The sequence below is a fragment of the Chitinophaga sp. genome (assembly GCF_035564935.1).
In the GTDB taxonomy this organism is placed as follows: domain Bacteria; phylum Bacteroidota; class Bacteroidia; order Chitinophagales; family Chitinophagaceae; genus Chitinophaga.
On the sequence record NZ_DATMTE010001128.1, the window covers coordinates 1 to 8,107 of the forward strand.

The window sequence follows — 8,107 nt, forward strand, 5'->3', positions numbered from 1 at the left end:
AATATTTAAACAGGAAAAAACTAAAAGTGCCAAAGGATATATCAGTGCTGAGCTTCGACGAATCGGATGCATTTGAATTGTTCTATACACCCATCACTCACTCCAGGCAACCCCTGGAAGAGATGGGTAAACTGGCGGTAAACACGTTATTGGAGCTGATAAATCACAATAAAATAAACAAACAAATAAGCCTGGAAGCCGATCTGATCATCGGAAAATCATGTAAAGAAAACTAACTTTTTTTTACTTAAATACTTTAAACGTTTAAAGCAATGAGGAATTGCTGAAGGGCTTTTTATGTCGCTATGCTTTAAACGTTTAAAGCAGAAATACAATACAGCCAAAAATTATAAATCCAACGTTATGAAACTGATTCTAGTCATCTTCCCTATGTTTTTCTGCCTGGCAGCTTTTGCCCAGCAGAAAACCGTCACTGGTACTGTTACCAGCAAAGACCTTCAAAGCCCGCTACCGGGCGTAACTGTCAAATCGAATAAACAGGTCGTCACCACCGGTGCAAACGGAGAGTTCACCATTACGGCCGGCATTAACGAGTCCATCACGTTTTCGTATATCGGCATGAAAGCGCTGACAGTACTCGTCACCCGGTCACAGGAACCGCTTTCGGTTACCATGGAATATGAAACCGGTAACCTCAACGAAATTGTAGTAACCGGTTACCAGGCACAGAAAAAAGCAGACCTCACCGGCGCGGTGTCTGTAGTGAAAACAGCCGAAATAAAGGATATACCCCTGGGCAATCCTGTAAAAGCCCTGCAGGGAAGAATCCCCGGCGTTTACATCACTACCGACGGCTCCCCGGCCAGCGGCGCCACCGTGCGCATCAGGGGCATCGGTACGCTGGGAAATAACAACCCCCTCTATGTAATAGACGGTATACCAACGGAAAGAGGGCTGAACGAAATTAACCAGGCCGACATCGAATCCATGCAGGTGCTTAAAGACGCCTCCGCAGCCACCATCTATGGCTCCCGCGCAGCAAACGGCGTCATCATCATCACCACCAAAAAAGGGAAAAACGGCATCAGCAAAATAGATTTTAACTCGTCAGTATCTACACAAAATTACCGCTCCAAGATCCAGGTGCTGAACACGGATGAAAGAGGAAGAGCCGTTTGGCAGGCGGCTATCAATGATGGTAAAGATCCCAACACCGCCAGCCAGATCTATAAATTTGAAACCGGCGACCCAAACGGTACGCCGGTGCTGAATAAAGTGATCCTCCCGGAATACCTGGACGCCGCGAAAACAATGCGCCCCGCCGACACAAAATGGTTTGATGAAATCTCACAAACATCTCTGATAAAAAATAATGACATCACTATCTCAAACGGCGGCGAAAAAGGAAGCTCACTTTTTTCAGTAAGCTACTATGATAACACCGGCATCATTCGCGGGTCATCCCTGAAACGCCTTACTACACGCGCAAACACGGAATATCGTATGTTCAATAATAAACTGGTGATCGGTGAAAACCTTTCCTTTACACATACCGTTGGCACCGCCGTTCCCGCGGAAGATATTGTTGGTCTTTCACTACAGGCGCAGCCCATTGTACCGGTGCACACTATAGACGGCGGCTGGGGCGGACCCGCACCCGGAATGACCGACCGCCATAATCCCGTGCGGCTTATTGAAGATAACCGCCAGAACAAATCTCACTTCTACCGCCTGTTCGGAAACGCATACGCCAGCCTCGAAGTGATTCCCGGCCTTGTATTGAAAAGCAGTATCGGCGTGGATTATAGCGGCAACTACGCCCGCACGCTCCGTAAGTCCTACGTATCCGGATTTCTTACGGATCCCTCCAACCAGGTAAATACCTCGCAGGATTACAGCGGCAACTGGGTTTGGCAAAACACATTGAACTATAATAAAAAGATAGGCGCCAGCGCATTTGAAGTATTACTCGGCTCTGAACTGATCCAGTTTATGTCGCAGAACTTCTTCGGATCAAGACAGGGATACGCCCTCGAAAATATTGACTATGCCTACCTCGATGCCGGCTCCTCCAAGAAGGACAACGGCGGGTCAGGAAGCGCTAACTCCCTGCTGTCTTTTTTTGGTAAGGTCAATTATGCTTATAAAGACCGCTATCTTGCTTCTGGTACCATCCGGAGAGACGGATCTTCCAGGTTCGGCGCCGATAACAGGTACGGCTATTTCCCCGCTTTTTCACTGGGATGGAGAATGAGTGAAGAGAATTTTATCAAAGACAATATCTCTTTTATATCGGATCTTAAATTAAGATACGGCTGGGGAAAAACCGGCAACCAGGCCATTGCCAACAACGCTATTTATGACCTGTATTCGGCTAACTACGGCACAGATCCTACCTGGGACAGGGACCAGGGCAGCGCCTATGATATCAACGGCGGCAATAGCGGTCAATTGCCCTCCGGCTTTACCAAAACACAACGCGGCAACAGCACCCTGAAATGGGAATCTACCATGCAATCCAACTTTGGGATCGACTTTGGATTCCTGCAGCAAAAGATTTCAGGATCGGTGGATTATTTTATCAAGAACACCTCCGATATATTACTCACACCACCCAGCCTGGCTGTTATCGGCGAAGGCGGCGATCCCACCGTTAACGGCGCTTCTATGAGTAACAAAGGCTTTGAAGCCATCGTTAACTATGATGGCAAAATAGGGAAGGAGCTTACCTTCTCCATCTCTGCAAACGTGGCTACTTATCGAAACAAAATAACAAAGCTCCCCGAAAATTCACTCACCGCTTATCCCGGTAACGGCAACGATAAGATCATCATTGGCAGATCGGTAAGCAGCTACTTCGGTTATGTGACCGATGGTATCTTCCAGAACCAGGCGGAAGTAGATCACCATGCAGAACAGACGGGTAAAGGCGTTGGCCGCATCCGTTATAAAGATCTTAATAACGATGGTATCATCAACGGCGCCGACCGCGACTACATCGGCATCGCCGATCCGGATTTTACTTATGGACTCAATATCAGCGCCGCATACAAAAACTTCGACCTAAGCATCTTCTTCCAGGGTGTACAGGGGGTAATGGTGAACAACAGCAGCAAGATCTATACGGACTTCTCTTCGCTGTGGCCAGGCACCAACTGGGGGAAAAGAACCATGGATGCATGGACGCCGCAAAATACCGGCAGCAGCATCCCCGCACTCACGCTGGTAGACACGAACGATGAAGGCCGTTTTTCTACCTATTATCTCGAACCCGGATCTTATCTGCGTTTGAGAAATATTCAGATAGGATACAACCTCACCAGCCTGGCTAATAAGATCAGTATTAAAAGGGCGAGGTTCTTCCTGCAGGGCAGTAACCTTATTACGCTGAAAAGCAGTAAGTACACAGGTCCCGATCCGGAAGCGCCCAACAGCACTTTCCCTATTCCTGCCATTTATACCGCAGGATTAAATATCACTTTATAAGATCTTAAAAAGCAGGAAAATGAAACACTTCAATTATATCATCATTGCTTTATTAGCGCTATGCGCATCATGCTCCAAAACACTGGACAAAACACCGCAGGGCGTCATCTCCGGCGACGACCTGAACACACCGGAAAACGTAGATAAAATGGTGATCGCCGCATACGCCGGCCTGGGTAACGATAATATACACACGTCTTTTTCACTATGGCCCTGGGGCAGCATGCGCAGCGGCGATGCCTATAAAGGAGGCGACAGCCCCGGCGATAATACCGATTGGCACAACTACGAGATCTTCTCGGGCAACAGGCCGGAAATAGGCAATACCGACCAGATGTGGTACTACCTCTATATCGGCGTATCGCGCGCCAACGACGCACTGAGAAGGATCAATCAACTGAGCGACAGCAGCTACCCGCAAAAGAAAGTACGACAGGCGGAAACACGTTTTATCAGGGGCCATTTCTACTTCCTGTTAAAGCTGCTCTATAAATACGTTCCTTACATTGATGAAACCATACCGGAAAATAAGTATGGCGAAATATCAAACAAGGCATTATCCAACGATGAACTCTGGAATAAGATCGCAGATGACTTCAGGTTCGGCGTAGAAAATCTCCCCGCCAAACAACCCGAAAAGGGAAGGGTAAATAAACCCGGCGCTGCAGCTTACCTCGCAAAAACCCTGTTGTACCAGGCGTATACACAGGACGAGAATAATAATGTGGTTTCCGTGAACCAGCAAAAGCTGCAGGAGGTGATCGCACTGTGCGACCAGGTAACGGCATCAGGCTTGTACCAGCTAAGCCCCGACTTTGCAAATAACTTCCTGGCACAATTCGATAATGGCGTTGAATCAGTATTTGCTGTGCAATATTCAAAAGATGACGGTACACCCAAGGGCCGCCTGAATATGGGCGTGGCGCTGAATTATCCTATGAACAAGGAGTTTGGCTGCTGCGGGTTTCATCTTCCCAGCCAGAACCTGGTCAACTCCTTTAAAACAAACAACAACGGCTTACCGATGTTTGATACCTTCAATAAGCAGAATGCGGATTTTACTAATAATACCTTTGATCCGCGACTGGATCATACTGTGGCTATACCAGGTCATCCCTATAAATACAGCACCAGTTTTGTTTATGAAAGAACATGGGCAAGGGCGCCGCAGATCTACGGCGATTTCTCTTCCCTGAAAGAAACCGTGGCGCCGGATGATCCTTCTTTCCAGAAGATACCGCCGTTCATGTCCAGCTCCAAAAACTTTGAAGTGATCCGCTACGCGGATGTTGTACTCTGGAAAGCAGAAGCCCTGATCCAGTTGAACCGCTTCAATGAAGCCCTGCCGCTTATTAATGCCATCAGGCAAAGAGCCATGGCGAGCACCGCAAAATTGAAGTATCCCAACGGCGCCTATTTTTCAAACTATAAAATGGATATTTATAAACCGGGCGTAAACTGTAACTGGACCAAAGACTTTGCCTGGCAGGCGCTCATATGGGAACGGCGACTGGAATTTGCCATGGAAGGCAACCGTTTTTTCGATTTGGTGAGATGGGGTATAGCGGCAGAATATTTAAATAAGTATTTTCAGGAAGAATCATCCAGGCGGGCTTACCTGAAAGACGCGCATTTTCAGAAAAACAGGGACGAATACCTGCCGGTTCCTTTGGCGCAGCTGAATTATAGTCGCGGTGTATACACGCAAAATGTTGGATGGAAATAAATCAAATCACTAAAACAAACTAAATGAAAGTGACAAAGATCAGACCGAATGTATTAATGATCTCTATTGTTGCCGCCACCGGTGGATTGTTGTTTGGCTTTGATACCGGCGTAATCTCCGGTGCTTTACCTTTCCTGAAGCAATACTGGAAACTGAACGATGCCAGCATTGAATGGATTACTACTACGGTATTGTTAGGCGCCGTTATAGGGGCTGTTGGCAGTGGCCGGCTTTCTGACATCATTGGCCGTAAACAGATGATCATTATCAATGCTGTTATTTTTGCGGTGGGCGCTATCGGTTGCGCTTTTGCGCCTGATCCCACGGTACTGATCCTGATGCGGATCCTTATCGGTATCGCCATTGGTATTACTTCCTACGTGGTGCCTATGTACATCGCGGAAATTTCACCCACCCGTATCAGGGGGGCACTGGTAACATTAAACCAGCTGATGATCACTATCGGTATCCTGGTGTCTTATATCACCGACTATGCACTGTCCGACGATAACAACAACGAGTCCTGGAGATGGATGTTCCTCGTAGGTTTGGCGCCCGCGCTGGTATTGCTTATTGGCATGTTCTTTTTACCGGAAACGCCCCGCTGGCTTATCAGCAAACACCACCTGGACGAAGGCATAAAAGTACTGCGCAAAGTAGAGGATCCCGACATGATAGATCAGACGCTGGCTAATATCAAAAATGAAGTGAAACAGGAAACCGAGAATAAAACCAGTGTAATCGAAATATTCAAACCCTGGTTGCGTGCGCCTCTGATCATTACGGTAGGCATTTTTTTCTTCCAGCAGTTTTCCGGCGTGAATACCATCATCTATTATTCTCCCATAATTTTTAAAATGGCAGGTATTGTAAGTAACACACAATCCATTATCCCGGCTATTATCATTGGGGGGATGAATGTGCTGGCCTGCCTGTTGTCTGTTTTTTTGTTAGATAGAACAGGGAGAAGAAAGTTATACATGATAGGTATCTGGGGCATGATCCCTTCGCTTGCTTTACTGGGTATATGCTTTCATTTTAAAGAAGCGCTGGGCGCCAGTTTGCCGGTATTTGCCGTGTTAAGCATTGTTTGCTACATCGTGTTTATTGCTATCAGTCTTGCCCCGTTAGGATGGTTGCTGATCTCTGAAATATTCCCGCTCAATGTAAGGGGAGTGGGCATGAGCATCGGTTCCTTATCGCACTGGGCTTTCAATGCGGTGATTGCGTTTACCTTTTTAAAGCTGGTTAATTCGCTGGGCATCGATGTTACCTTCTGGTGCTATGCCGTAATTTGTTTGATCGGCGCTGTTTGGGGATACTACTATATACCGGAAACCAAAGGGAAATCGCTGGAAGATATTGAAAGCTTCTGGCGCAAAGGAAATAATCCCCGGAAACTTTAATCTAAAAGAAAATAATTGATCCATGAAGAAAATAATATTCATCAGCCTGTTGTTCGCTGTGTATTCCGTGTCGTATGCCCAGTTAGGCGTTCGGTACGATCCGTCTGTACAGATCACTAAGAACCTGCAATACTTTAAACCCAAAGGCAACCTGTTTGTGGGCGACTGTATCCCGTTTGCCCGGAATGGTACTTACTATTATTATTGGTTGCTGGATTCTGCACATCATAAAAGTCTTAATGGCCTCGGCGGCCACCAGTGGGCATTGAGCACTACTACCGATCTTATTAACTGGAAACAATACCCCGTGGTGCTGGGCATTGACGAGGAATGGGAGAAATCGATCTGTACCGGCTCCGTTGTTTTTCATAACAATAAATACTATGCTTTTTACGCTACCCGTTTAGTTAACAGCGAAGGCAAGGTGAATGAACAGCTGAGCTATGCTATCAGTAATGATGGTGTTCATTTTGAGAAACAAAAGCCCAATCCTTTTTATACTTCCGCACCCGGTTACAGTAAAAGGGATTTTCGTGATCCGAAGGTTTTTGTAGATGAAAGAACGGGGGAGTTCCACCTGTTTGTATCCAGCTGGCAGGAAAATCCCGTGATGAGAAATGCCGGTGGGTGCCTGGTGCATCTCACTTCAAAGGATCTGAAGAACTGGAAAGTACTGGACCCTATCTTAACGGGGCAGCCCTCCGTACCTGAATGCCCGGATTACTTTTTCTGGAAAGGCTGGTACTATTTAGTGTACAGTGATAACAGCGATACTTATTACGTTAAATCAAGAAAACCTTATGGCCCCTGGGAAGAACCGCGGCACCAGGCGTTGAACGAATCGTGGGCCAATGTGGTGAAAACGGCGGAGTTTAAAAATGACCGGCGCATTGCAGCTGCCTGGATTCCTTCAAGACACAACAATAAAGACAATGAAGGTGAAAGATTTGGTGGCAATTCTATTTTCAGGGAAGTGTTGCAGGAAGCCGATGGTACACTGGCAACAAAATTTCCTGCGGAGATGATTCCTGCTGCCGGTTCGCCTTTATCATTAAAGATAACTAACGGCGTTAACAGTACTGCTAATGGCAACAATTTGCAGATCAGCGCACCGGGCGGCGTGGGCAGCGCCTACGTGGAAAACATTCCTTTGGATGCCCGCGTAACCCTCGAAATTGAACCGCAGGGCCCCACGGAGGAATATGGTTTGTACCTGCGCTCCGACGAAAAAGCAGCTAATGGGTACCGGCTTAATTTTTCCGCAAATAATCGCATAGTAAGCCTGGGAAATACTGATATCAAGGCAGTGGATGGTCTTGATAAAACAATTAAAGTAGATATCATCTTAACCAACGATATCATCGATGTATGTATTGATAACCGCCGTTGTATTGTAAACCGTACCCCAGAGCAAAAAGGCGGTTACTTATGGTTTTATGCCAAACATGGAAATGTGAAGTTTAAATCCATAAAAATCAGCCCGCTTGTAAAGAATAATTAAAACAGAGAGATATGTTATTAGGATTTG

5 protein-coding genes are annotated in these 8,107 nt (G+C 46.6%); all 5 read left to right on the top strand.

Going from position 1 to position 8,107, the window contains the following annotated elements:
* The coding region (locus VN105_RS29245; protein WP_325646949.1) for a substrate-binding domain-containing protein at positions 1-236 on the top strand (236 nt) is incomplete at its 5' end.
* Positions 237-363: 127 nt separating this feature from the next.
* Positions 364-3,447: a TonB-dependent receptor gene (locus VN105_RS29250; protein WP_325646951.1), complete on the top strand. Its 3,084-nt coding sequence runs from the start codon at positions 364-366 to the stop codon at positions 3,445-3,447.
* A 19-nt stretch (positions 3,448-3,466) separates the two neighbouring features.
* On the top strand, positions 3,467-5,173 hold the full coding sequence (locus VN105_RS29255; protein ID WP_325646953.1) for a RagB/SusD family nutrient uptake outer membrane protein: 1,707 nt from the start codon (positions 3,467-3,469) through the stop codon (positions 5,171-5,173).
* 23 nt (positions 5,174-5,196) lie between these two features.
* Positions 5,197-6,579, top strand: a complete 1,383-nt coding sequence (locus tag VN105_RS29260; RefSeq protein ID WP_325646955.1) for a sugar porter family MFS transporter — start codon at positions 5,197-5,199, stop codon at positions 6,577-6,579.
* Positions 6,580-6,601: 22 nt separating this feature from the next.
* Positions 6,602-8,080 (top strand): family 43 glycosylhydrolase, encoded by a 1,479-nt coding sequence (locus VN105_RS29265; RefSeq protein WP_325646957.1) that lies wholly within the window; start codon positions 6,602-6,604, stop codon positions 8,078-8,080.
* Positions 8,081-8,107: the final 27 nt, after the last annotated feature.